At 59.7% G+C, this 26902-nt stretch carries 21 protein-coding genes; 12 read left to right on the forward strand and 9 right to left on the reverse strand.

Annotation, left to right across the window (positions count from 1 at the left end):
• Positions 1-77 precede the first annotated feature (77 nt).
• The 5 genes from CKW14_RS14015 (at position 78) to CKW14_RS14035 (ending at position 10202) form a co-directional block, all read left to right on the forward strand.
• Positions 78-773 carry a DNA-3-methyladenine glycosylase gene (locus CKW14_RS14015; protein ID WP_095048780.1) on the forward strand — a complete coding sequence of 232 codons (696 nt, stop codon included), beginning with the start codon at positions 78-80 and terminating at the stop codon, positions 771-773.
• Between the two features lie 126 nt (positions 774-899).
• The gene (locus CKW14_RS14020; RefSeq protein ID WP_095048781.1) at positions 900-2216 is read left to right on the forward strand and encodes a bifunctional DedA family/phosphatase PAP2 family protein; all 1317 of its coding nucleotides are present in this window, start codon (positions 900-902) and stop codon (positions 2214-2216) included.
• Between the two features lie 351 nt (positions 2217-2567).
• Positions 2568-4598, forward strand: coding sequence for a hypothetical protein (locus CKW14_RS14025; RefSeq protein ID WP_095125495.1), 2031 nt, complete (start codon positions 2568-2570; stop codon positions 4596-4598).
• 49 nt (positions 4599-4647) lie between these two features.
• Positions 4648-8121, forward strand: a complete 3474-nt coding sequence (locus CKW14_RS14030; protein WP_095125496.1) for a hypothetical protein — start codon at positions 4648-4650, stop codon at positions 8119-8121.
• Positions 8122-8474: 353 nt separating this feature from the next.
• On the forward strand, positions 8475-10202 hold the full coding sequence (locus CKW14_RS14035) for a hypothetical protein (RefSeq protein ID WP_256587223.1): 1728 nt from the start codon (positions 8475-8477) through the stop codon (positions 10200-10202).
• Between the two features lie 59 nt (positions 10203-10261).
• Here CKW14_RS14035 and CKW14_RS14040 read toward each other — a convergent pair whose 3' ends face one another.
• The 5 genes from CKW14_RS14040 to CKW14_RS14060 form a co-directional block, all read right to left on the reverse strand.
• Entirely contained in the window at positions 10262-10822 is a 561-nt protein-coding gene (locus CKW14_RS14040; protein WP_095048784.1) for a hypothetical protein, read from the reverse strand.
• A 71-nt stretch (positions 10823-10893) separates the two neighbouring features.
• Positions 10894-11124 carry a hypothetical protein gene (locus CKW14_RS14045; protein WP_095048785.1) on the reverse strand — a complete coding sequence of 77 codons (231 nt, stop codon included), beginning with the start codon at positions 11122-11124 and terminating at the stop codon, positions 10894-10896.
• A gap of 114 nt (positions 11125-11238) precedes the next feature.
• Positions 11239-11829: an LON peptidase substrate-binding domain-containing protein gene (locus CKW14_RS14050; RefSeq protein ID WP_095048786.1), complete on the reverse strand. Its 591-nt coding sequence runs from the start codon at positions 11827-11829 to the stop codon at positions 11239-11241.
• Between the two features lie 10 nt (positions 11830-11839).
• Positions 11840-12556 carry an LrgB family protein gene (locus tag CKW14_RS14055; protein WP_095048787.1) on the reverse strand — a complete coding sequence of 239 codons (717 nt, stop codon included), beginning with the start codon at positions 12554-12556 and terminating at the stop codon, positions 11840-11842.
• Positions 12556-12918 carry a CidA/LrgA family protein gene (locus CKW14_RS14060; RefSeq protein WP_095048788.1) on the reverse strand — a complete coding sequence of 121 codons (363 nt, stop codon included), beginning with the start codon at positions 12916-12918 and terminating at the stop codon, positions 12556-12558. The genes CKW14_RS14055 and CKW14_RS14060 overlap by 1 nt, the downstream gene beginning before the upstream one ends.
• A 193-nt stretch (positions 12919-13111) precedes the next feature.
• On the opposite strand from CKW14_RS14060, the gene CKW14_RS14065 reads away from it, so the two are divergent.
• From CKW14_RS14065 to CKW14_RS14075, 3 genes are all read left to right on the forward strand, one after another.
• Positions 13112-13567, forward strand: a complete 456-nt coding sequence (locus CKW14_RS14065; RefSeq protein WP_007909575.1) for a MaoC family dehydratase — start codon at positions 13112-13114, stop codon at positions 13565-13567.
• A 112-nt stretch (positions 13568-13679) separates the two neighbouring features.
• On the forward strand, positions 13680-15407 hold the full coding sequence (locus CKW14_RS14070) for a C13 family peptidase (protein WP_095125498.1): 1728 nt from the start codon (positions 13680-13682) through the stop codon (positions 15405-15407).
• 27 nt (positions 15408-15434) lie between these two features.
• Positions 15435-16076, forward strand: a complete 642-nt coding sequence (locus CKW14_RS14075) for an oxidoreductase (protein WP_095048790.1) — start codon at positions 15435-15437, stop codon at positions 16074-16076.
• A 51-nt stretch (positions 16077-16127) separates the two neighbouring features.
• On the opposite strand, the gene CKW14_RS14080 is transcribed toward CKW14_RS14075, so the two are convergent.
• The 4 genes from CKW14_RS14080 to CKW14_RS14095 form a co-directional block, all read right to left on the reverse strand.
• Positions 16128-16412, reverse strand: a complete 285-nt coding sequence (locus CKW14_RS14080; RefSeq protein ID WP_095048791.1) for a YceK/YidQ family lipoprotein — start codon at positions 16410-16412, stop codon at positions 16128-16130.
• Positions 16405-17052, reverse strand: a complete 648-nt coding sequence (ubiX, locus tag CKW14_RS14085; protein ID WP_007909567.1) for a flavin prenyltransferase UbiX — start codon at positions 17050-17052, stop codon at positions 16405-16407. The genes CKW14_RS14080 and ubiX overlap by 8 nt, the downstream gene beginning before the upstream one ends.
• A complete protein-coding gene (gene mpl / locus CKW14_RS14090) occupies positions 17049-18398 on the reverse strand; it encodes a UDP-N-acetylmuramate:L-alanyl-gamma-D-glutamyl-meso-diaminopimelate ligase (RefSeq protein WP_095125499.1) in 1350 nt (449 codons plus the stop codon). Before mpl ends, ubiX begins: the two co-directional genes overlap by 4 nt.
• A 678-nt stretch (positions 18399-19076) precedes the next feature.
• Positions 19077-20990 (reverse strand): sigma-54-dependent Fis family transcriptional regulator, encoded by a 1914-nt coding sequence (locus CKW14_RS14095; RefSeq protein WP_095125500.1) that lies wholly within the window; start codon positions 20988-20990, stop codon positions 19077-19079.
• A 391-nt stretch (positions 20991-21381) separates the two neighbouring features.
• Between CKW14_RS14095 and CKW14_RS14100 the strand changes: the two genes are divergently transcribed.
• From CKW14_RS14100 to eutC, 4 genes are all read left to right on the forward strand, one after another.
• Entirely contained in the window at positions 21382-22902 is a 1521-nt protein-coding gene (locus CKW14_RS14100) for an aldehyde dehydrogenase family protein (RefSeq protein ID WP_095048794.1), read from the forward strand.
• A gap of 179 nt (positions 22903-23081) precedes the next feature.
• Positions 23082-24533, forward strand: a complete 1452-nt coding sequence (gene eat / locus CKW14_RS14105) for an ethanolamine permease (RefSeq protein ID WP_095125501.1) — start codon at positions 23082-23084, stop codon at positions 24531-24533.
• Positions 24534-24585: 52 nt separating this feature from the next.
• Positions 24586-25980, forward strand: coding sequence for an ethanolamine ammonia-lyase subunit EutB (locus CKW14_RS14110; RefSeq protein WP_038361972.1), 1395 nt, complete (start codon positions 24586-24588; stop codon positions 25978-25980).
• A complete protein-coding gene (eutC, locus tag CKW14_RS14115) occupies positions 25977-26810 on the forward strand; it encodes an ethanolamine ammonia-lyase subunit EutC (RefSeq protein WP_371857748.1) in 834 nt (277 codons plus the stop codon). Before CKW14_RS14110 ends, eutC begins: the two co-directional genes overlap by 4 nt.
• Positions 26811-26902 lie beyond the last annotated feature (92 nt).

Raw genomic sequence — 26902 nt, forward strand, 5'->3', positions numbered from 1 at the left:
TCGCCGGCGTTCAGGCCCAATTAAGCCGCGCGTTGTTATCATCACGACCTCCTGAGCCTGGATAAACATTGCCTGCCATGTCCAACCTGACCGTTCGCAACCGCGTCGAACGCCTGCCGCTAGGGCTGCCGGACGCCTTTTTCGACCGTGATGCGCAAGTGCTGGCGCAGGATCTGCTCGGCAAAGTCATTCGTCACCGGGTCGGCGATCTGTGGCTGAGCGCGCGAATCATCGAAACCGAAGCCTATTACTGCGCAGAAAAAGGCAGCCACGCCTCGTTGGGCTACACAGAAAAGCGTAAGGCTTTGTTTCTGGATGGCGGCCACATCTATATGTATTACGCCCGTGGCGGTGATTCGCTGAACTTCAGCGCGCAGGGGCCGGGCAATGCGGTACTGATCAAATCCGCCTATCCGTGGGTCGATGAAATCAGCGGTCCGGCGAGTCTGGCGCAGATGCTGCTGAACAATCCCGACGCGCAGGGACGTGCGCGGCCTTCGCAAAAGCTCTGCGCCGGGCAAACCCTGCTGTGCAAAGCGCTGGGACTGAAAGTGCCGGTGTGGGACGCCAAGCGTTTTGATCATGAAGTCCTTCTGGTAGAAGACACCGGGCCGGCACCTTCGCACATTATCCAGACAACACGCCTGGGCATCCCCCTCGGCCGGGACGAACAATTGATGTACCGCTTCGTCGATGCGACTTACGCGCAATGGTGCACGCGGAACCCGCTGCGACGCGGTCAGGTCGAAGGCCGAGATTATTTTCTGCTGTAAACACACACTCATGTAGGAGCTGCCGAAGGCTGCGATCTTTTGATCTTGCTTTCAGGATCAAGATCAAAAGATCGCAGCCTTCGGCAGCTCCTACAGAAGGCCATTAATGATTTGGAGTTTTTCTGTATGGGCCCATGGCTCGATAGCGTGACCGGGTGGCTGGCCGCCAATCCACAATGGCTGGCGGCTGCAGTTTTCATTGTGGCCTTTGTGGAATGCCTGGCGATTGCCGGTTTGATCGTGCCGGGCACCGTGCTGCTGTTTGCCGTCGCCGTGCTGGCCGGCAGCGGCGCCCTGTCACTGAGCGAGACCTTGTTGCTGGGCTTCCTTGGCGGGATTCTCGGCGATGCCGTTTCGTACTTCCTCGGTCGCCATTTCCACCAGAACATTCGGCGCCTGCCGGGGCTACGGCATCATCCGGAATGGATGGCCGGCGCCGAGTCGTATTTCCAGCGCTACGGCATTGCCAGTCTGCTGGTCGGCCGCTTCATCGGGCCATTGCGACCGATGCTGCCCATGGTCGCCGGCATGTGCGACATGCCCTTCCCGCGTTTTGCCGCTGTCAGCCTGCTGGCGGCCGCCGGCTGGAGTCTCGCCTATCTGCTGCCGGGCTGGGCCACCGGCGCGGCCTTCCGTCTGCCATTGCCTGAAGGGTTCTGGCTGGAGGCCGGCATTGTCGCTGGCAGCATCGCCGCAATGGTCGGCCTCAGCGTGAACAGCAGCCTGCGTCGCCACCGTCGCGCGACCATCTGGATCAGCAGCATGAGCCTGTTGATTCTGATTGGCCTGTTCATCGGCTATCCGTACCTGACAGCACTCGATCAAGGGGTGATGACGCTGGTGCAGGAACATCGCCAGCCAATGCTGGATGAAATTGCGGTCACACTGACCCTTATCGGTGAGTTCCGCAACATGCTGCTGTTCAGCGTCCTGCTGACCGGCCTGTTGCTGCTGTGCCGGCAATGGCGCCATGCGATCTTCGTTGGCGGTACGCTGCTGGTGACCGCATTGGCCAACACCGGGACCAAATACTTCTTCGCCCGGGTGCGTCCGGAAGTGCTGACCGACCCACTGACCACTTACAGCATGCCCAGTGGCCATGCCTCAGGTTCGTTTGCACTGTTTCTGACCCTGGCGGTACTCGCCGGCCGTGGCCAGCCGCCACGCATGCGCCTGACCTGGTTGCTGATCGCCTGTATTCCGGCCCTTTCCATCGCCCTGTCGCGGGTCTATCTGGGCGCTCATTGGCCAACCGACGTGCTGGCCGGCGCCATGCTCGCCGCCTGTGTCTGCGCTGCCGCCCTGTGGCTGAGCCAGCGTAAAACCCCACTCAATCCTATGCCGTTCAAGATCTGGTGGTTGATCCTGCCGGCAATGTTGGCGCTGTTCGGGTTTTTCGTCCTGCGGCACTTGCCTCATACCTTGTTGCGTTACGCCTATTGAATCTGGCGATACACAAGCCTTAATCCTTCTGCGCTGCTCTTTTAGGAATTCTCCGACAAGAGCAGCGCTGTTCTCTTATTCAAACTTACTCGCCCACGGTAAAAATCCTTATTTACCAAACCGCAACTTCGCACACTTCAAACTAAAAACAACCGAAGTTACATATCAATTACGAACCCTCACGCCAGCGCCTTCCATAACTTGAAAAACCAGTTAGATTAAATCCACATATTTGAAACCCTTCGGCACATTCTCACCCATTAAAGTGAGACCGCCTGCACTTGCCTGCCCAACAATCAATTCAACTGACGAAGCGAGGGTTTCAATACATCAACTGATTTCGAGTACGCCATGAGTCCAAAGACACCGCGCAAACCACCCCAGAGCTCAACGCAACAACCTGAAGCGAGCACATTCCCGCCCCTGCGTACCGACACACCGTTCACTCCAGGTGGCCCTTCGATTTTCCGGTTACCGGGTTTGCCGAGTGGCCAGTATCCCGTTCACACCGCTGGCGGCTGGCCGGTCGCGGATGCAACCCCGCCTGCCGTGGTCATCCAACCGATGCAGGCGACGAACCCTGCCCGCCTCGCAAGCGATAATTCCCCCGACACCTACTGGCTGCGTGACGACTTCCTGCGTGGAATGAAACCGGCGGAGGATGACGGTTTTCGCTGGATCGTCGGACGACAGTTTGTCGACGTCGAATATGAAGGCGACTTGCGCACCACCCATGTTGGCCAGGATGCCGATGGGGTTTATCGCTGCAAGATGGTCACCGAGCGGTCCGCGTCCGGACCGGCGCTGTACCGGAATGAAGGCCGGTTGACCTGGCGCCTGACGGAGCATCCGGCACCCGCCATGGCCTCGACAAAACGACCTGCGCCGCTACCGGGCGATCAACCGGGGATCGACCCCGTCGCGAAACGGCCTCGACCCGCCCACCTCGATTCGAATCTGTACAAGGCATCGCTGCGTTCACCGGATGCCCAAGGCTATTACGAACTGGCCCCTGCATTCGGGGCGAACAACGTGATCACGCAATTTGCCTTTATGGACGCTTTTGGTCACTGGATCCCGGTCGATCCGCCCGCAGGCGGATTCGGTGCCGAGCCCACGCTCTTGAAGCATTGGACAGACCATGAGATCTGGCAGGTGTACGACATCCATGGCCAGGATCTCGTGCGTTTTCGCACCGAAGCCCAAGCCAGCGGCAAGAGTCCGCAATGGGCGACTCCTGAAGTCACGAACCCGCACCGCGACTTGCTGCGCGACACCCTGCGCTGGCTGCACGCAAGCATGAATCCTGCACAGCGCGAAGCATTTCTGCAGTCCTATAACCTGCTGCCCAGCCAACTGGCCCGCTTGCAACAGGACCTGAAGACCGAACTGCAAATGCCGCAATGGGCGCAGGCACACAAACACCTGATCGACGACCTCGACCATCCGCAGCGTCTCGAGCAACTGAGCCGCGAGGCTGTCGAGGAACTTAACCTCAAGCGTGATGCCCGGCATGACTGGTACAGCCCGGAAACCAGCATGACCGCGCCGGTGCGCGAAGCGCTGCTGGGCAAACTCGGCTATCTGCGCAACAAGAACAATTGCTTGTACCGCACCGACGTGCCGGCGCTGTTCCGTGGCGATGAACGCACACCGTTCGAGCTCGCCAATGACGGCTTCATGCTACCGCGATACCAGCACAAACCGGGCGCCACCACGCATAAGCCGATGAGCGCAACCTTCAGCCTCAAAGAAGGCCTGATGTACGCAAGGGAGCCTGACCCCGAGTACTTGCGGTTCAACAGCCAGACGAGCAAATACCCGGGGCGGGATGCTGACGATAGCGCCTCGGGCAGCGATGTCAGTGATACCGAGAGCAGCTCATCGTCCGAATGGTCCGACGCCACAAGCCCGGTGCCGTGGGATCGCGATCGCCGCTATGAATCAACACGCACACGTCAGCGGGAAATGTTTCTGTATGTGCTCGACACCCGCGACCTGGAAGTGGTGCCTCATGAAGAAAACATGAGTTTCAATTCAGCGGCCCGCGACACACCCCCCACCTGGTTTCCCTCCGATGACTTCGAAGGGCTGATATCAGTCAGCCGCAGAGGACTGGATGCCGAGCGTATCTGGCTGCTGAATTCGGACCTGAGCAAAGCCGTGAGGGTCGATGACCTCAAGGAACAGGCAGGCGCGAACGCTGAGCGCATCGAAGCCGCCACCCATGCCGGACACGAGAACAAATTCGCCTACGACCAGTTGATCGACAACGCCGAAGCCGCCGGCAAACCTGTGCTCAGTCTGTCGGGCAACGGCGACGAATTCGCCTACGCCATCCACTGGCCCGAGTCGACAACGCCGGCGGCTCGACATCAATGACACACCGGTAGGGACACCGGTCATGCGTTTTCATTAAAGGATTAATGACATGTCAAAACTTATCGCTCCGCCACTTCAAATCGCCAATATCAGCGCCGTTCAGGTCAATCCCGTCAGCGCCTCGGCCAACCCCCATGCGCCGCCGGCGGGCACGCTCAACGCAGTGTTGCCAGACGACGCTGACGCCCCTTATCGACGCACACTCAAATCCCTCGACAAACATTTCGGCCCCTTGCGCATCGGCGAAATACTCACCAGCCGCGTAGAACTCCTGGCCTTGGGCGCGACCGTGCACGGCCAACCCATCAGCCCGGGGAATGCCGGCATGCAGCGCGTGGATCAACACTTTCTCGACGGACTCAATTTCGATGCAGACCGGGTGCAGGCGCGTCTGCTGTCCGTCGACAATCCGGACAGCAATGTAGCGGCGATGCTGTTTTATGAAATCGCCTGCAAGCGCTCAGTCGATGCCGGGGCGCTGTTCGTCGCCGATATAACCATTGCTACCGGCAGCGCGGTGGACCGCCTGAACCAGTTGGGCAAGGCTGCGCAAAAACTGGATATTCATCGCGCCGACGCACTGGAAAATGCCCCGGGCTGGATCAGCAAAAACAAAAGCTATTTGATGAGCGGCGCCGGGGTCGGCATGCAGGCGTTCGGCATCTACAGCGGCTACAAGGCGATGATTGATGCGATCAAGCACGGAGACACGCTGGAAGCGGTTTTCCAGGGTGGCTCGATCGCCGCCGAGTTCGGCTCGCTGATCATCGAACGCGGGCTGACCAAGACCGGTGAGGCCATGCTCAGAAACGGCGGCAACGCGCTGAAGTATTTCCCGCTGACCTCGGTGGGCAAATACATGAGCCGCGGTGCCGGGATGTTCGCCAGCGCCATCACCTTGCCCTTCGACATTCTCGATGCCATCAAGTCGTTCAATGCCGCCGCCGCAGCGCAGGGCAAAGAGGCCCAGGATCATTACGTCAGCGGCGGTCTTAGCGTCGCCGGGGCGAGTATCAGCCTGGTGCTGGGCGTCGCCGCACTGGCCGGGTTTGGCAGCGTCGCCGGGCCGGTCGGGCTGGTCGCCGCCGGACTGCTTATCGCCGCCTCGATGATCTACCAGGCCGCCCGAGTGGTGGACGACATCGATGACTACATCGAACTGACGCTTGAAGAACGCATGCGCTCCGGCTGGTTCGCCTTCACCAACAAGGAACTGGACCAGGACGTACTGGATCGCTTCAAGCTCGCCAAGGGCTATCGGGACCACCAGCGAAAACTGGAGATGTCGGCCAAGGACATGCTGGAGAACGCCTACAAACACGCCATCAAACACGTGATCAACGGTGCCTTTCAGGTTGAATTGAAGCCCGTTGAAATCTGGCGCTACCAGTGGGACGAAAGCGCTGGCCAACAACCGTTCAAGCTCGACAACCAGGCCGTGGTTGTCGACGGCGATGATGTGATTGATGCCGACAAAGGCCTGCCCGCCAACCTCAAAGGCAAAGTGTCGGGCAGTGCCGGTGACGACAAAGGCATTTTCTGGCGCTTGGGTGACGGCAATGACCGGGTTATCGGGGTCCGGGACAAGCCCAATCTGTTCACTTATCGCGCGGATCACAAGGCTCTGACCGGAGGCGACAGGGACGATGCGTTCTATCAGGAGATTACCGAGCAGCAATTGAACCTCATCAGCAAACCGGCCCACCTCAATGTGCTGGACGGTGGCGCAGGTGCCGACACCCTGGCCTTCGAAGGCAGCCGCCCGCTCAGCGACACCCGCCATATCGGTCACGACATCAACCTGCACAATGGCAGAGTGGCGCTGCGCGGTCTTGATCCTGAGGAAAATGCCGTTGACGTCGCGCAGCTCACGTCGATCGAAAACGTCTCGACCCTGCGCAGAGGCACCAGCCGAGTCAGCGGAAACGACGCGGCCAACCGGATTTCCGCCAATGGCTACGACCGCGTCAGCGCCGGCGCAGGCGATGACACGATTGCCGTCTACGGAGCGGACTGTCGGGTGGACGGCGGCAGCGGCGCAGATCGTTTTTACATCGCCAGCAGCAACGCCCGCACGACCCTTAACGAGGACGCTGAAGCGTCGAGTCTGATCGAGTTCGGCTGGCCGGCGGAGGTCATCCAGCGTTGGCAGATCGTCGGCACTGCGCTGGTGATCAGCTCATTGCGCGGCAAGGATGGTAACGACCCGGAACATGTACTGACACTCGAAAATGTCTACCAGTGGGTCGATGGCAAACGCCTGTTGAACAATGACCGATTCCGTTTCAAGACCGAGGATGGCTATGAGCTGCTGGTCCAGCTACCCCAGCAGCCAGATGAGGCGCTGCAGCAGGATATAACCCCCGTCGTTGTCGTCATCGGCCAACCCGCCGCTGCACCGCAAATCGTTAACGGCGGCATGATCGAGATCGCCGAACAGGGCTTGAAGCAGCACTTTGTTGCTCGCACCGAGCGTCCGGTGGAATTCGTTGCCCAGCGCAATACCGCCGAAACGTCCCGCACTGTTTATCTGGAATTCGACAACGCTGAAATCATCGATGTGCAGGTCAGTTATGAAGTGCAGGTGCGCAAAGGCGTCTCTGGCACGACCCACTTGTACTACACAGACTTCACCCTGACGGTCTCCCTGCCGTCGAAATTGGTTATGTTCAAAGGTGTGGTCCAGCCCATCGCGGCGGCCACCGGTTACAGCGGCAGAAACAGCCTGAAAGTCACCACCCCACGCCTGCAGCAGAACGTTGTGCTGGTTCTGCAGGACCAGGTTTCCTACCGCCTGCAAGTTCCCGCACTGGATTATGAAGACGATGTAAAAAACCCCGGCACCCGCGTACGCAGCACCCGAAGTTGCCTCAAGCAACGCAATGGCAACTATCGCTTTGTCAGACCATTGGCCAGCGTGAAACCGCTGATAACGGCAGAACCCAGTCGCATCACCATCGACACCGGTTCGCACACCGGCATCTATGTACTCGATGGCCAGAGTTCGACGTACGATGTCCATCTGGCCAGCAACACCATCATTCGCCTTTCGACGCCAGGCGCTGCAGCGAAAACCGCCGATGCATCGACCTGGACGCTGTACACCGACAAAATGGAAGAAACGGTCACCCGCGACGACATCCAGCTGGACGGCAATCGTCTGCACATCGCCAGCGTCACCGTCGAATTGCCCGATATCGAAGACGACATCCCGGTGGAATCCATCAGCGTGGCCACTTCGGCCGGCCATATTTATGAAGTGTCGCTGTTGTTTGAAGTGCTGCAGCTTTACGTCATTGATGCACGTGGCTACGCCGATGTCGAAGCTCTGTTGGCCGAGGTCAATGCCCATCAACAGCGAAACGAACTGGCAGCAAGGGTTCATGTAACCCACGTCGGAATCGACGCAGGAACGATCGGTACGGTGGTTTACAACGCAGTAAGGAAACACTGGGCGCTGGCCAGCGATCCACAGGTGCGAATCAACCAGCAAGACCTGGTCTTTTCCAACGACAAGACCTGACCCTCACCACGTGCCCGTCTGGATCAGACGTCCACACGGGCACCCGTTCACCTCAGCCTACGGACAGGCTGACTCGCCAAAAACGGAGTTTATTCATGCGCCAAAAACCCGGGCTACGGCCTAAATCACCTTTAGTCGAAACGCCCGTCACCTCTACACTGGCCTCCGCAGATCATTCGCCGAGCAGAGCGATATTTGCAAACCCTGAAAACATTCCGGGGCCTATACCCGTCGAGGCGCCCTCCTCACCCAAACGACCTCGTCTGGAGGAACCCGGGACCTCCCAAGCAAAAACCTCCCCCATCCAAGTGAGCGTCACATCGAGATCCGCCACAGACAGGCCAGACTTTTCGATGACGTCGCTGGAAGATTTCGCCCATCCGTATTTCGGCGATCTGCCAGGGCCGAATGAATCCGGCATCCGGCGTTATCTCGCCAAGGACTGGGTGGACGTGCGACTGCCAGGCTCAGAAGGCCGACACCACGTTTGTGTTCAATACGATGCCGACCTCAGGGCCTATCGGGCAATGTCCTCCTGGCGCCTGGCACCAGGCCCACCCATTTACCGGACCACGCAAGGCTATCTGTGGAGCCTGGATCGGCACCTCACCCTCCTCAACGTTGATGACTACGCGTTTTCCGCAACACCGAATGCTGACGGTTACTACACCTTTCGCGCTCTCGGTACGAGCGGCGATGACGCCATCCTCGGCTATGCCATCAAGGATCCGGAGCATCACTGGATTGCCATCGATCCTGCGCAGGCAAAACGCAACAGGATGGCCGATGCGCCACTTGCGCAATGGTCGGATCAGGACATCCAGCGCATGTACATTCTGGATGACACCCGGATTGCCGCCTTCCGCGCAGAAGCACAAGCGACCGGCAAGGCGCCGGGCTGGGCACTTCGCGCGCAGAACACCGAAGACCATCTGTTTGTCGCTGATTCTCTGAAGTGGCTGCATCCAAACATGACCCTTGCCCAGCGCCTGCAATTGCAGCGCAGCTATAACCTGACCCAGGAGCAACTGTGTCGGCTGCGCACAGAGTCGGGCGACGGCCAGATACCGCAATGGGCTGAACAGCACAAACGCCTAACGCTCGATGCGACCAATGAGCAGCGCTTCAAGCTGATCGGCGAAGAGCTGGAAAACTACGTTGAGGAATTACGGAGTCAAGGGCTGGCCCTCGCCCACCATTGGCCCGCCACCCGCTACAGCGACGCCTTTTTGGCCGACTACGCGACCCACCTCGGCTACCAGCGAACCCGCCACGGCATGTTGTATCGCACCGACATTCCGGCGATGTTCCGCGGCGAAACCCGATTACCCTTCGAGTTGGCGCGGGATGATCGAATGATGCACCGTAAAGGCAATCCCAAGGGCACCACGAACAAGCGCGCATTGAGTGCAACGTTCGGACTGCATGACGCCACCGCTTACGCGGCGACCAAGGGCGGCTTCTATCACGAGTTGCATTACAACTCGCAGGCCAATCGTTTTCCCGGGGTGAATCCTCAAAGCTCGAAAACACGAACCGGCGAATCCTCCGACTCGGGCAGCAGTTCGGTGTCGGAGGGTAAACGAACCGGCGACGAGACCGACTCTGACAGCTCGTTCGTTTTCGATGATTCGAAAGATTATGTATCCACGCGCCGCCAGCAAACCACGTCATTCGTCTACGCCATTGATACCCGAGGCCTGGAAGTGGTGCCGGGGGCAGAAAACAAGGCATTCAACCCCGCTAACGGCACATTCCTCTTCGACGACCTGGAAGGGCATATCTCCACGCCCACACGCGGCATCAGTGCCGAGCGGATCTGGCTGGTGCGTTCCGACCTGACGCAAGCCGCCCGGGTCAAGGATGTGCTGACACAGGCGGGTGACCGGGTCGTGGCCATCGAGCAGGCCACCTGGGCGGGAACCGACAGTCGAGCTGCCGGGTATTTTGGCGCCAACGCCTATGACAGCCTTATCGATGAAATCGCCGGTTCTGGCGGCGTGATACTGGATCTGCCCAAAGGCGACAAGACGTTCGCCGACGACATCGTCTGGCCTGTGCCCGAGCATTACCGAACCTGAAAAAAGGCGCCATTCACCCAGACATGAATGGCGCCTTTTTATGGAGTAGCGGCTGGGCTCTATTTGATAACCTTGATCACAAATATTGCCGGTTTGTGATTGAAGGCGTTATGCCCCGTCCTGTTAGGATCGACGTCGAGGAATGTGCTCATTCCGCTGCTTATATGGCGATACAAGGGCTTGTCATCAGGTTCGTGGATCAACTCTAGATAGGCAGGGCCGGACTCGATATGACTGAAGGAGGCCTTTGAAGCACCAGACTTGCTGATTGAAAAGTATTGCTCTGGCGCACGGATACTGGCCAACAGATTATGAGTCTTGTCCTCTATGAATAACCGCGCACCATCGAATGTTCCCGCGAGCACAAGGCTGATGGCATATTCGTCACCCTTTGGGACGAACTTCAACAACAGTGGTGTGTCGTCATCATGGTCAGCCAGCGTTATGAAGCTGGACACGCGCGAATCCGCCAACCCCACTTCGGCATCCAGTTTTTCTGCCTTGGTTATGCGAAGGTCACGCAAAGCCTGTTGCAAACGTAGTTGATTAAGTACCACTGGCCTGCCATCAAGATAAAGATGCGCAGTGAATGTCTGGTTGTTTGTTTTTGCTAAAGCCATGGGATTGCCCACCTGTAAACACCCCGCCGTCAATTAGCCACGACGACAGGCAATGCTGAAAAAGTAAATAATCAAACCGCAGTCGCAGTCACTACGGCGGTGGCGGACGCCGACATCCGTGGCACTTCGCCGCCAGGGACTTTTTCAGATTTTCGTTTACGCCGGGCTATTACCATCCGGTCCGCATAAGTGGATGCCGCCTCAATTACGTGGCTAACGTTATGATCCGCCCCGGCATGTTTCAAAATATACTTGCCAGCAATATCATCCCAAAACGCCCATTCATCTTCATAGACAGTCATGCTCTCATCCTTATTTTTATTCAAGTTATCCGCTTCCTGCGGACAACTTGAAATTAAGACAAAGACAAAAGCAAAACAATGCTGGCAGGCGCCATCAGTTAATTCAAAGTGCAACTAGGCGAACAATTCACCTTGTAGTTCGTCGAGCAGCGCCTGGATTGCATCCAGCCGCTGCTGGGGATCATCGAGTTGTAACAGATCGATCTTGTCTTCTTCGGCGAAGGGCAGCAGATAGGCCAACTGATTGGCCAGCGATTGCTGACCCAGCGCTTCAGTGCCCATGTCCAGCGCTTCCACCATCGGGTGCTCGGCCAGTGCCTTGAGCAGCGCCACCAGATCAGCATCCTCGTCCTGTAACGGTTGCTCGGGTTCGTCATCCAGCCAGTCGACATCGGCGAGGATCAACTGATCGCGCTGCACCTCGGTACTCAACACCGTGAACCGCCGCCCGCCCTGCACACGAATGCCGAGCAAGCCGTTGTCCTGCTGCTGAAAGTCGGTGATGCGCGCTTCGCAGCCGACCCGAGCAAAACCTTCTGGCGCGACGCCGACTTCGTGGCCATCAAGGATGCACACCACACCGAAACCGCCACCCTGCTTCATGCAGCGGCCGATCATGTCGAGATAGCGCGCCTCGAAGATCTGCAAATCGAGGTTGCAGCCGGGAAACAACACGGTGTTCAGCGGGAAAAGCGGCAGACTCATAGATATTTCCTTACACCACCATCGACACCGCCAGCGGCAGGAAGACTGCCGTGGCCACGCCCATCAGACTCATCGCCAGCGCCGCAAACGCGCCGCACTCATCACTTTCCTGCAACGCCACCGACGTGCCGACCGCATGCGCGGTCATGCCCAGCGCCATGCCACGCGCCTCGGGACTGTGCACGCCGAGGCGAGTCAGTAGCGCCGGGCCGAAGATCGCACCGATCACCCCGGTGATCAACACGAATACCGCCGCCAGCGCCGCAACGCCACCAATCTGCTCAGCCACCAGCATTGCGATCGGCGAGGTCACCGACTTCGGCGCCATGGTCATCAGAATCATGTGCTCGGCACCGAACCACCAGCCCAGCGCCACCCCCATGCCGGTGGCGACTACGCCGCCTATCACCAGCGTAGTAAAAATCGGCCAGAACAATTGGCGAATACGCCGCAGGTTGAGATACAGCGGCACCGCCAGTGCCACGGTCGCAGGGCCGAGCAGAATGCTGAGGATCTCGGTGCTCTTGCGATATTCGGCATAGGTCAGGCCACAGCCGACCAGCACACCGATCACCAACAGCATGGAGACCAGCACCGGTTGCAGAAAGATCCAGCGGGTTTTCTCGAACGCCGCCAGCACCAGTTGATAGGCGCCGAGGGTGATGCCGATGCCGAACAGCGGATGATGGATAACGGAGGCCCAGGCGCCCTGCCAGTCAAAGAGCATCAGGACTCCTCCGATGTGCGGGCATGCCGTTTGACCAGGCGTTGCATCAGCACCCCGGTGAAGGCCATCGACAGGATCAACGACAGCACCAACGCACCGACAATCGCCCAGAAATCCGCAGCAATGTCGCTCGCATAAACCATCACGCCCACGGCCGGGGGCACCAGCAGCAATGGCAGATAGCGCAGCAGGCTGCCAGCCGCGAGGTTCAGCGGCTCACCCACTTCACCGCGAACGATCAGGAAGACCAGCAACAGCAGCAGACCGATGATCGGCCCCGGCAGCACTGGCAAGAGCAAATGATTGAGCGCCGTGCCGAGCAATTGGAACAGCACCAGCAGGGTCAGGCCACGTAGCAACATCCGACATCTCCGTCTTACTTTTCACCCAGCAGGGGCTCGGCATTATAAGCACGCCTGCGCTATGGATCGGCATTCGCCAAAAGCATGGTCGGTTGACCGGAGCAAATCGCCATGATGATCTACAGTGGTTCGCAGGGCGGTCAAATCCCCCACCTGAAAAACTATAAAACCGATGAACCCAAGGAGAGTCTCAATGCCCTATGTTCCCGTTGCAGAGCTCAAAGATTATGTCGGCAAGGAACTCGGACGTTCCGAATGGCTCACCATCGATCAGGAACGCATCAACCTGTTCGCCGAAGCCACCGGTGATTATCAGTTCATTCACGTCGACCCGGTCAAAGCCGCGCAAACGCCATTTGGCAGCACCATTGCCCACGGTTTCCTGTCGTTGTCGCTGATCCCGAAATTGATGGAAGACATCCTGATCCTGCCGCAAGGCGTGAAGATGGTGGTCAATTACGGCCTGGACAGCGTGCGTTTCATCCAGCCAGTGAAGGTCAATTCCAAGGTCCGCCTCAAGGTCGATCTGGGCGAAGTGACCGAGAAAAAACCGGGCCAGTGGCTGCTCAAAGCCACCGCGACACTGGAGATAGAAGGCTCGGACAAACCGGCTTATATCGCCGAGCCACTGTCGCTCTGCTTCGTCTGATGGTTCTGGATGCGAAGCAGCGCACGCTGTTTCGCGTCAACACTGTTTTTACCGGCTGCATTAGGTCACATAGCTGCGGCATACTCGGTCGCCTAATTGCCCGGATCCCGCTATGCGCTCACTCGCTCGTCTTGCACCCCTTGCCTTGACCCTGATGCTCACCGCGTGCGGCGACGGCGAATCGCTGCTGCCCCCGGATGCGCGCCTGCCCGACGGTGGACGCTATCGTGGTGAACTGGTCGATGGCTTGCTGCAAGGTCAGGGCCGCGTCGACTACCCCAACGGCAGCTGGTATGCCGGGCAGTTCGATAAGGGTCAGTGGCATGGTCAGGGCGAATGGCATGGCAGCAACGGCGAGGTCTATCGCGGACAGTTTCAGCAAGGCCTGTTCGACGGCCAAGGCAGCCTGACCACCAACGCCAGTAGTTACACCGGCGGCTTCAAACAGGGACGCCGCGAAGGCGAAGGCACCCTGAAAGAAAACGCCATGACCTACCGTGGCGAGTTCAAGGCTGACCAATACTCCGGGCTCGGCCGTCTGGAAATGGACGACGGCAGCTCCTATCAAGGCCAGTTCGCCCACGGCAAGCCCAACGGCGAAGGCCAACGCGGCGATGCCAGCGGTAACTCGTTCAGCGGGCATTTCGTCAACGGTCAGCTGGAAGGCAAAGGCACCTTCAACAGCGCGGACGGCGATATCTACGTCGGCGGCTTCAAGAACAATCAACTGCACGGCAAAGGTCGCTACGAAAACGCCGACGGCGATGTCTGGCTCGGCCAGTTCAAGGAAGGCGCGCTGACCGGCAAGGGCGAACTGATCGGCGCCGACGGTAGCCATTACATCGGCACGTTCAGCGACTGGCGCTTCAGCGGTCAGGGCCGTTTGAACCTGTCCGATGGCAGCTTTTACATCGGCGGCTTCGACAACGACAGCTACTCCGGACGCGGCACCCTGGTGCTCACCGATGGCAGCGTGATGAGCGGCACCTGGGTCAATGGGCAGCGCGTGCGCGACGCCGACGGCAAGTTATTGCCCGATACGCTCGAACTCGGCTTGCTCGCTCAGGGCCGCCTGCTTGATGACGCGTTGGCCGCCATTCCCGCGTCGACCCCGGCGGTCGAGTTATACACGTTGACCCTCGGCGGCGACGGCAAACAAAGCGTGTTCCTGCGCGAATCCGACTACGTCGCTAACATGCTCAACACGCGCTTTGGCGCTTATGGCCAGGTCCGCCTGGTCAACCACCGTGACCACCTCGGCGACCGGCCGATGGCCACCCGCGAGAACCTGCGTCGTGCCGCGCAAACGCTGGCCGAACGCAGCGGCCCGGAAGACCTGCTGTTCATCTACCTGACCAGTCACGGCACCGCCGAACATGAGCTGGTGCTCGACCAGCCGCGTATGGAACTGGCCGACCTGCCCGCCGATGAACTCGCCGCTGTACTGGCACCGCTGAAAAACCGCGACAAAATCATCGTGATTTCGTCGTGCTACTCCGGCGGCTTTATCCCGGCGCTGAAAGACGAACGCACGCTGATCATGACCGCCTCGCGCGCCGATCGGGTGTCCTTCGGCTGTTCGGAAGAAGCCAACTTCACCTATTTCGGCGACGCCCTGTTCGCCCAGGCGCTGAACCAGACCGATGATCTGGAGCAAGCCTTCAAACTGGCCAAGGCCACCGTCGCCGAACGGGAACTGGCGGACAATTTCGAAGCCTCGGAGCCGCAGATCTGGGCGCCGAAAACCGTGTTGTCGCACTGGCAACTGTTGCGCAAACAGCAAGCCAGAAAAGCTTTGCAAAGTGCTGCATTGAACGACGGAGCGATAAAGAGCAACTAAGCTGAACAGTATCAAGGGAGAGACACTATGTACTTGACGCCTCAGCACGTATTGCTTGCCGGAGCCACCGGTTTGACCGGTGAACATCTACTCGACCGTTTGCTCAACGAGCCGACGATTTCTCGCGTGCTCGCCCCTTCCCGTCGCCCCTTGGCCGAACATCCGCATCTTGAAAACCCGGTGGGCGATCCGCAGGCGTTTCTGCCGCAACTCAGTGGCCGCGTCGACATCGCCTATTGCTGCCTCGGCACCACCATCAAACAGGCCGGCTCTGAAGCGGCGTTTCGCGCGGTGGATCTGGACATGGTGGTGGCGTTCGCCAAACGCGCGCGGGAGATGGGCGCGCGGCATCTGATCGTGATCAGTGCGATAGGCGCCGATCCGAAGTCGTCGGTTTTCTACAATCGGGTCAAAGGCGAAATGGAGCAGGCCTTGCGTGCGCAGGACTGGCCGCAATTGACCATTTGCCGGCCTTCACTGTTGTTGGGTGAACGGACCGAACCACGTCTGGCCGAGCAACTGGCCGCGCCGTTGTCAAAGCTGATTCCGGGTAAATACCGGGGCATCGAAGCGTGCCAATTGGCGCGAGCGATGTGGCGGTTGGCGCTGGAAGAGCAAGATGGGGTGCGGGTGATCGAGTCGGATGAGCTGCGCAAGCTGGGCAAATAATCTTCCGCCGCATGATCGTTCCCACGCTCTGCGTGGGAACGATCTGTCTAACTACAATCCGCCCGTTGCCTGAAAACTCACGCCTATCACCGTGAGCAGTGACAGCGGCAACAACAGCGTATCAAGCAGCGCACTCGCCGGCAGATCCACCCCCGGATAACTCGGCGCCTCAGCCCCGAACCGGTCCATCGCGCAGCACCCGCCATTCAGCGCATACAAATCCAGCCGCGTCCCGGAGTACACCACCGGCGCCCCCGGTTTCGCTGCATCCAGCGTGCGCGCCGTCGCACACCCGGTCAGCAACAACACCAGGCCGATCGCGAGCAGCTTATTCATCGCTGCTCAGATGATGCTCACCCCAACGTGGCAGCATGTCCTGGGGAATGCCGAGCAGATTGAGAATCCGCGCCACAACGAAATCGATCAGGTCATCAATGGTCTGCGGCTGATGATAGAAACCCGGTGAGGCCGGCAGAATTGTCACACCCATGTTCGACAGCTTGAGCATGTGCTCCAGATGAATACTCGAATAGGGCGCTTCGCGCGGCACCAGAATCAATTGGCGACGCTCTTTCAAAGTGACGTCGGCGGCGCGTTCGATCAGGTTGTTGCAGGCGCCGGTGGCAATCGCCGACAACGTCCCGGTGGAACATGGCACCACAACCATCGCTGCCGGTGCGCCGGAGCCCGAAGCTACCGGCGACATCCAGTCTTCCTTGCCGTACACGCGGATCTGCCCGGCGGCAGCCCCGGTGTATTCGGTCAGGAAGGCCTGCATCATCTGCGGCTTGGGCGGCAACGTCACATCGGTCTCGGTGGCCATCACCAGTTGCGCAGCCTTGGAGATCAGGAAGTGCACCTCACGATCTTCCCGCACCAGGCAATCGAGCAGGCGCAAGCCGTATTGCGCGCCAGACGCGCCGGTCATCGCCAGCGTGATGCGTTCGGGGCCATTGCTCTCAAAACGAGTGTTCATTGCAGCGCCTCGGCGAGTTTGCCGTGCAGGCCGCCGAAGCCGCCGTTACTCATGATCACCACATGCGTGCCCGGCTGCGCCTGGCTCTTCACGCGCTCGATGATGCCTTCCAGCGAATCGCTGACAATCGATGGCACCGTGCACAACGCGGCAGTGCCGGCCAGGTCCCAGCCGAGGTTAGCCGGGGCGTACCAGATCACCTGATCGGCATCGACCACGCTGTCCGGCAAACCGTCACGGTGCGCGCCGAGTTTCATCGAGTTGGAGCGCGGTTCGATGATCGCGATAAGAGGCGCGTCGCCGATGCGCTTGCGCAAGCCATCGAGGGTGGTGGCAATGGCAGTCGGGTGGTGGGCGAAGTCGTCATAGATGGTAATGCCGCGTATTTCAGCGACTTTCTCCATGCGGCGTTTGACGTTCTTGAACGCACTCAGGCCAGCGATGCCCATCGACGGCACCACGCCCACATGACGCGCAGCCGCCAAAGCAGCCAAGGCGTTGGCGACGTTGTGCTGACCGGTCAGCTCCCATTCGACGGTGCCTTGCGACACGCCTTCGAACATCACTTCGAACGCCGAGCCGTCTTCGCTCAGCAGTTTGACCTGCCATTGGCCGCCGGCACCGGTGGTCTGCACCGGGGTCCAGCAGCCCATTTCGATCACACGTTGCAAGGCCGGCTCGGTGGTCGGATGGATGACCAGACCTTCGCTTGGGATGGTCCGCACCAAGTGGTGGAATTGCCGCTCGATCGCCGGCAGATCCGGGAAGATGTCAGCGTGATCGAACTCAAGGTTATTGAGGATCGCTGTGCGCGGACGGTAGTGGACGAATTTCGAGCGCTTGTCGAAGAAGGCGCTGTCGTACTCGTCGGCCTCGATCACAAAGAACGGCGTACCGCCTAGACGCGCCGACACCGAGAAGTTCTGCGGCACGCCACCGATCAGGAAGCCCGGGCTCATGCCGGCGTGTTCCAGGACCCAGGCGAGCATGCTGCTGGTGGTGGTCTTGCCATGCGTACCGGCAACCGCCAATACCCAGCGACCTTGCAGCACATGGTCAGCCAGCCATTGCGGGCCGGACACGTAAGGCAGGCCTTTATTCAGCACATATTCCACCGCCGGGTTGCCGCGGGACATGGCGTTGCCGATCACCACCAGATCCGGTGCCGGATCAAGTTGCGCCGGGTCGTAGCCCTGCGTCAGTTGAATGCCCTGGGCTTCCAGCTGTGTGCTCATCGGTGGATAGACGTTGGCGTCGGAACCGGTCACGTGGTGGCCCAGCTCTTTGGCCAAGACTGCCATTGAGCCCATGAAAGTCCCGCAGATACCCAGAATATGAATGTGCATAGTCGACCTCGTAAAACATGGCCGCAGGTTAGCGTAGAGAGGGGGAAATCGCACTCTTTAGGTGAGGGGCAGGACTGGTTGACCTCAGCATCTCGGTTCGGCTGCTAATTGTCGCCCCTCACCCCAGCCCTCTCCCGAGGGAGAGGGAGCCGATCTCGGTCGCTTTCAAATCCTGAGTTCGGCTCAATATTTCAGGTCGGTGTAAATCGCCAGAACACCTCGATCAGTCCCCTTTCCCCTAAGGAGAGGGAGCCGATCTTGGTTGCCTGCAAATCCTGAGTTCGGCTCAATATTTCAGGTCGGCGTAAATCGCCAGAACGACTCAGTCAGTCCCCTCTCCCTCTGGGACAGGGAGCCGACCTCGGTTGCTTTCAAATCCTGAGTCCGGCTCGATATTTCAGGTCGGCTTAAATCGCCAGAACGACTCAGTCAGTCCCCTCTCCCTCTGGGACAGGGAGCCGACCTCGGTTGCTTTCAAATCCTGAGTCCGGCTCGATATTTCAGGTCGGCTTAAATCGCCAGAACGACTCAGTCAGTCCCCTCTCCCTCTGGGACAGGGAGCCGACCTCGGTTGCTTTCAAATCCTGAGTTCGGCTCAATATTTCAGGTCGGCGTAGATCAGTAGACCGACTCGGTCAGTCCCCTCTCCCTCCGGGAGAGGGCTAGGGTGAGGGCCTTCTAACTGACTCGCCGCTCAATCCCATGCTTACGCAGCTTCCTGTAAAGAGTGTTGCGGCTGACACCCAGTTGCTGCGCCGTTTGGGTCATGTGCCAGCGGGTTTGCTCCAGCGTATTGAGCAGAGCCAACCGTTCGGCGTCTTCCAGCGGATGATCGGACTCCTTAACCGCTAATACTGCCGGACTCCCCTGCCGAATCATCACCGGCAAATCCTCAACCCCGACCCGCCCTTCATCACACAACGCCGCCAACGTGCGCAGCACATTGCGCAACTGCCGCACATTGCCCGGCCAATTAAATGCAAGCAAAGCCTGACGCGCCGGTTCCTCGATGACTATCGTTTCACCGCCCGCCTCCTCGGCCAGCAGAAAATCCAGCAACTGCGATTTATCACTGCGCTCGCGCAAAGCCGGCAACGCCACTTCCAGGCCGTTGAGTCGATAATACAAATCCTCGCGGAAGCTGCCGTCCGCAACCCGATCCAGCAGATTGCGGTGGGTAGCGCTGATGATACGCACGTTGACCGCTTCCGGCTCGCCGCCAATCGGCACCACCTGCCGATCCTCCAGCACCCGCAACAACCGAGTCTGCAAGGCCAGTGGCATATCGCCGATTTCATCGAGGAATAACGTGCCGCCATCGGCCTGCTGCAACTTGCCACGCATACCGTCCTTGCGCGCACCGGTGAAGCTGCCGCCGCGATAGCCGAACAGTTCGCTCTCGATCAGGCTCTCGGGGATGGCCGCACAATTAAGGGCAACGAAAGCTTTGCTCGAGCGTTGACTGGCCTGATGCACGGCCTTGGCGAAGGCTTCTTTGCCGGAGCCGGTTTCGCCGTTGATCAAAAGAGGTACGTCGCGCTCGAAGACGCGCAAGGCTTTTCGGAAGTCAGCCTGCAACGCTTCATCACCGAGACAGATACCCGACAGACGCGGGGCCTCGGCCACAACCGTGGACGGCACGATCGGCAAGGGCTTGCGCGATTCGCCGCGCAGTACGGCAAACAGATGTCGGCCGTCACGAGTGCGCAGAGGCCAACTGGCGCTGGCATGGGCACTCGCGCGGCCAAGCAACTCATTCAGTGAACAATCGAAAAACGCCTCGACCGGTTTACCCAGCAAGCCGCCGCGAATATGCCCGAGCAAGTTCAACGCGCTCTGGTTGACTGCACTGATCCGCCCTTCGCCGTCAAACGCCAACAAGCCTTCGCTGAACAGCCCGACCGATTCGGCCTGCAAATGAAAACGCAACAACCATTGGTTATCGAAACAGCGCAGGAAGTAGCAACTCTCGATCATCTTCGCCGACAGATTGACCAGCGCCATGGTGTGGAACTGGCTTTGCCGCGAGACATCGTGGCGCGCCGAAGACACGTCGAGCACCGCGAGCAGCTCTCCATGCGGGTCGAACACCGGGCTCGCCGAACAGGTCAGGCCGGTGTGACGGCCGCGAAAGTGTTCGTCCTGATGGATGGTCAGGGCCTGACGCTCGACCAGGCAGGTGCCGATGCCGTTGGTGCCTTCGCAGGCTTCACTCCAGTCGGCGCCCAGCCAGAGGCCGGCACGCTCGAAAATTTTACGTTCGGCCGGCGCGGTGACGCAGTTGAGGATCACCCCGCGCGCGTCGGTCAGCAGCACCGCATGGCCAGCGCCGGAGAGTTGTTGATGCAGGCTGCTCATTTCATTGCCGGCGATCTGCAGCACTTGTTGCAGGCGTTCGCGGCTTTCCAGTACGCGCCCGTGTTCAAGCACGGTCGGCGCCATGCTCAGCGCCGGGTCGAGGTGATAGTCCTCAAGACAGCGCAGCCATGAACGGGCAATCGACGGATCGGCACCGGGCCCGTGCAGGTGCGGTTTGCCCTGGGTAACGGTGAGAACCTGTTGGGCATGGCGACTCAAATGATTGTCGTGCATTTCTTATTGTTCTCCCCGAAAGGTCGACGCAAACCTCGTGTAGGAGCTGCCGGAGGCTGCGATCTTTTGATCTTGCCTTTTGAAGATCAAGATCAAAAGATCGCAGCCTCCGGCAGCTCCTACAGGGTTGCTGTTGGCTGAGGATCCTCCAGGTAAATGTGTATTGCAATGCTGGCAAGACTGCCCAGTCACTGGCTGTGCCAAAAGCGATACAAACTGTCACCCCATCTGTACCGAAACCGTCACAGGCGCCATCCACCCGTCCGACAAAAACCGGCCAAGCCCTTGATTTACCGGCCCTGCACGGCGGTGGCCCGACCTTTGCTCTACGCTTATAGCAAGCGCACTTGCGCGTTTCTCTAATAAGTACAAAGCCAAGGAGAACATCATCATGCGTTACGCTCACCCCGGTACTGAAGGCGCCAAAGTCTCGTTCAAGAGCAAGTACGGTAACTACATCGGCGGCGAGTTCGTCGCGCCTGTCAAAGGTCAGTACTTCACCAACACTTCGCCAGTGAATGGCCAACCGATTGCCGAATTCCCGCGCTCCACTGCCGAAGACATCGACAAGGCACTGGACGCCGCCCACGCCGCTGCCGACGCGTGGGGCGCGACCTCCGTGCAGGCGCGCTCGCTGATCCTGCTGAAAATCGCCGACCGCATCGAACAGAACCTCGAACTGCTGGCGATCACCGAAACCTGGGACAACGGCAAAGCCATCCGCGAAACCCTCAACGCCGACATCCCGCTGGCCGCCGATCATTTCCGCTACTTCGCCGGTTGCCTGCGGGCCCAGGAAGGCAGCGCTGCCGAAATTGACGGCAACACTGTGGCTTATCACATTCATGAACCGCTGGGCGTGGTCGGCCAGATCATCCCGTGGAACTTCCCGCTGCTGATGGCCGCGTGGAAACTCGCCCCGGCGCTGGCCGCTGGTAACTGCGTCGTCCTGAAACCGGCCGAGCAAACCCCGCTGGGCATCTGTGTACTAATGGAGTTGATCGGCGATCTGTTACCGCCGGGCGTGCTCAACGTGGTGCAAGGGTTCGGCAAAGAGGCCGGCGAAGCCCTGGCCACCAGCAAACGCATCGCCAAGATCGCGTTCACCGGCTCGACCCCGGTCGGTTCGCACATCATGAAGTGCGCTGCCGAGAACATCATTCCGTCCACCGTGGAACTGGGCGGCAAATCGCCGAACATCTTCTTCGAAGACATCATGCAGGCCGAACCGAGCTTCATCGAAAAAGCCGCTGAAGGTCTGGTGCTGGCGTTCTTCAACCAAGGCGAAGTGTGCACCTGCCCGTCGCGCGCACTCGTGCAAGAGTCGATCTACGACGAATTCATGCAAGCGGTGATGAAGAAAGTCAGCCAGATCAAACGTGGCGATCCGCTGGACACCGACACCATGGTCGGCGCGCAGGCGTCCGAGCAGCAATTCGACAAGATCCTCTCGTACCTGGAAATCGCCAAGGGCGAAGGTGCCGAGTTGCTGACCGGCGGCAAGGTGGAAAAACTCGAGGGCAGTCTCGCGACCGGCTATTACATCCAACCGACCCTGCTCAAGGGCACCAACAAAATGCGCGTGTTCCAGGAAGAAATCTTCGGCCCGGTGGTGAGCATCACCACCTTCAAGGACGAAGCCGAAGCCCTGGCCATCGCCAATGACACCGAGTTCGGCCTCGGCGCCGGGCTGTGGACCCGCGACATCAACCGCGCCTACCGTATGGGCCGCGCGATCAAGGCCGGTCGCGTATGGACCAACTGCTACCACCTGTACCCGGCGCATGCCGCGTTCGGCGGGTACAAGAAGTCCGGCGTCGGCCGTGAAACCCACAAGATGATGCTCGATCACTATCAGCAGACCAAAAACCTGCTGGTGAGCTACGACATCAATCCGTTGGGCTTCTTCTAAACCTGCAGCACTGATCGTTCCCACGCTCTGCGTGGGAATGCCGCCCGGGACGCTCCGCGTCCCACCAAAGCCGAACGCAGAGCGTCCGTTGAGGCATCCCCACGCAGAGCGTGGGGACGATCATGCTACCCACCGGCAAAAAAAGCCGGGCCAATAAAACAATAAGAACGGTGAAACCTATGCCTAGCGAATCCCCGGCTGGCGCTCCGGCGACCGGCACCTCTGTCGACTATGAAAAAGTCGGATCGGATTACTTTCAACAACGCGAACTGAAAAAAGGTGCCGCCGGCTGGGTACTGCTAGTGGGTCTGGGCGTTGCCTACGTGATTTCCGGTGACTATGCCGGCTGGAACTTCGGCCTCGCTCAGGGTGGCTGGGGCGGCATGTTCCTGGCGACGCTGCTGATGGCCACCATGTACCTGTGCATGTGCTTTTCTCTGGCCGAGTTGTCTTCGATGATCCCCACCGCCGGCGGTGGCTACGGTTTTGCCCGCAGTGCATTCGGGCCGTGGGGCGGGTTTCTCACCGGCACCGCAATTCTCATCGAATACGCCATTGCCCCTGCGGCTATCGCGGTGTTCATCGGAGCCTACTGCGAATCGCTGTTCGGCATCGGCGGCTGGATGATCTATCTGGCCTTCTACATCATTTTCATTGCCATCCACATATTCGGGGTCGGCGAAGCGCTCAAGCTGATGTTTGTCATCACCGCCGTCGCCGCGTTGGCACTGGGGGTGTTTCTGGTGGCCATGGTGCCGCACTTCGACGTCGCCAACCTGCTCGACATTCCTGTGACTGCCGCCGCGGGTGCCAGTCCGTTTCTGCCATTCGGCTATGTCGGCGTCTGGGCGGCGATTCCCTATGCGATCTGGTTCTTCCTTGCCGTTGAAGGCGTGCCGCTGGCTGCCGAGGAAACCAAGAACCCCAAACGTGATCTGCCGCGCGGCTTGATCGGCGCCATGTTGGTGCTGCTCATGTTTGCCCTGTTGATTCTGATCGTTGGCCCCGGCGGTGCAGGCGCCAACTCGCTGCTGACCTCCGGTAACCCGTTGGTCGAAGCGTTGAGCAAAGCCTATGGCGGCTCGACCTGGATGGGCAGTTTCGTCAACCTCGTGGGGCTGGCCGGACTGATCGCGAGTTTCTTCTCGATCATCTACGCGTACTCGCGGCAAATTTTCGCGCTGTCCCGGGCCGGCTACCTGCCACGCAAACTTTCCGAAACCAATAAAAGCAAGGCACCGGTCCTGGCGCTGGTGATTCCCGGCATCATCGGTTTCGGCCTGTCGCTGACCGGCCAGGGCGATCTGCTGATTCTGGTGGCGGTGTTCGGCGCAACCATTTCCTATGTGCTGATGATGGCCGCGCACATCACCTTGCGGATTCGCCGCCCCAAAATGGATCGGCCGTACCGCACACCGGGCGGCATCTTCACCTCCGGCGTGGCCTTGGTGCTGGCGTGCATCGCCGTGGTCGCGGGTTTCCTGGTCGATCCACGGGTGGTAATCGGTGCCGCCGTCATCTATGGAGTGTTAATTGCTTACTTTGCGTTCTACAGTCGACATCACTTGGTAGCAGGCACGCCGGAAGAAGAATTCGCGGCGATCCAGAAGGCTGAGCAAGCCTTGCACTGAGTGCCGACAATCCCGGCGCAGGCTCGGTCTGCGCCGTCACGGAGAATTGTGTATGGCCAGTTTCGCTCACACGGTCGGCGCCCAGACCTACCGCTTCGACAGCCTCAAGGACGTCATGGCCAAGGCCAGCCCGGCGCGTTCCGGGGACTTTCTTGCCGGCGTCGCCGCGCTCAACGACGGCGAGCGCGTGGCCGCGCAAATGGCCCTGGCCGACATCCCGCTCACGCACTTCCTGCAAGAGGCGCTGATTCCATACGAGTCCGATGAGGTCACCCGCCTGATCATCGACACCCACGACAAGCAGGCCTTCGCGGTGGTCAGCCACCTTACCGTCGGTGGTTTCCGCGACTGGCTGCTCAGCGACGCCGCCGACGAAACCAGTCTGCGCAACCTCGCCCCCGGCCTGACCCCGGAAATGGTCGCTGCCGTGTCGAAGATCATGCGCGTGCAGGATCTGGTGCTGGTGGCGCAAAAGATTCGCGTGGTGACGAAGTTTCGCGGCACCCTCGGCCTGCGCGGACGTTTGTCGACGCGCCTGCAACCCAATCATCCGACCGACGAACCGTCCGGCATCGCCGCGAGCATTCTCGACGGTCTGCTCTACGGCAACGGCGACGCGATGATCGGCATCAACCCGGCCACCGACAGCATCGCCTCGATCTGCGCCATGCTGGAAATGCTCGACGCGATCATCCAGCGCTACGACATCCCGACCCAGGCCTGCGTGCTGACCCACGTCACCACCTCGATCGAAGCGATCAATCGCGGCGTGCCGCTGGATCTGGTATTCCAGTCAATCGCCGGCACCGAAGCGGCCAACGCCAGTTTCGGCATCAACCTGAACGTGTTGCAGGAAGGCTACGACGCCGGCCTGAGCCTGAATCGCGGCACTCTCGGGCAGAACCTGATGTATTTCGAGACGGGTCAGGGCAGCGCGCTGTCGGCCAACGCTCACCACGGCGTCGACCAACAGACCTGCGAGACCCGAGCCTACGCGGTGGCGCGACATTTCAAGCCGTTCCTGGTAAACACGGTCGTAGGATTTATCGGCCCGGAGTACTTGTACAACGGCAAACAGATCATCCGCGCCGGCCTCGAAGATCACTTCTGCGGCAAGCTGCTCGGCGTGCCGATGGGTTGCGATATCTGCTACACCAACCACGCTGAAGCCGATCAGGACGACATGGACACCTTGCTGACTTTGCTCGGTGTCGCCGGGATCAACTTCATCATGGGCATCCCCGGCTCCGACGACATCATGCTCAACTACCAGACCACTTCGTTCCATGACGCGCTCTACGCCCGGCAGACTCTGGGCCTGAAACCGGCGCCCGAGTTCGAACAGTGGCTGGCGAACATGGGCATCTTCACTCAAGCGGACGGCAAGGTTCGCTTCGGTAACAACTTGCCGCCGGCCTTCCGCCAGGCGCTCGCGCAACTGGGATGAGTCGTATGGAAAAACCGCCCGTGGACCCGCAAAACCCTTGGCTGGAACTGCGCCGCCTGACCCCGGCACGGATCGCCCTTGGCCGCACTGGCACCAGTCTGCCGACCAACGCGCAACTGGATTTTCAGTTTGCCCATGCCCAGGCACGTGACGCCGTGCATCTGCCATTTGATCATGCCGGACTCAGTGCGCAATTGACTGAACGCGGACGCGAAAGCCTGCTGCTGCACAGCGCCGCTACGGATCGAAACAGTTATCTGCAACGCCCGGATCTGGGGCGCAAGCTCAGCGATGAATCGGCGCAGGCCTTGCGTGAATACGCTGCGGCGCATCCGGGTGGTGTCGATCTGGCGATTGTCGTGGCCGACGGCCTGTCGGCACTGGCAGTTCATCGGCATACCTTGCCGTTTCTGACCCGACTGGAGGAGCAAATGAGCGCTGACGGCTGGTCGATGGCGCCCGTTATCCTGATGGAACAGGGTCGCGTTGCCGTCGGTGATGAAATAGGCCAATTGCTCGGTGCAAAAATGCTGGTGATGCTGATTGGCGAACGCCCGGGCCTCAGCTCACCGGACAGTCTCGGTTTATATTTCACCTACAATCCAAAAATCGGCCTGACCGACGCCTACCGCAACTGCATCTCCAATGTGCGGCTCGAAGGTTTGAGCTACGGCATGGCGGCGCACCGCTTGCTCTATCTGATGCGCGAAGCCTGTCGGCGGCAGTTGTCGGGGGTCAACCTGAAGGACGAAGCACAGGTTCAGACGCTGGAATCGGATGCCGGTGTAGACATGAAAGGTAATTTCCTACTGGATCCGCCCACAACCTGAACCGTTTCCGCATTGCGTTTCTGCGCCGGTTTAAGGCAGGATCGATGCACGGCCGCACGGGTTTCCCATCGCCGTCAGAGCAGTTGAAGACA

This window comes from Pseudomonas sp. Irchel s3a12 (genome assembly GCF_900187485.1).
Classification (GTDB): domain Bacteria; phylum Pseudomonadota; class Gammaproteobacteria; order Pseudomonadales; family Pseudomonadaceae; genus Aquipseudomonas; species Aquipseudomonas neuropathica.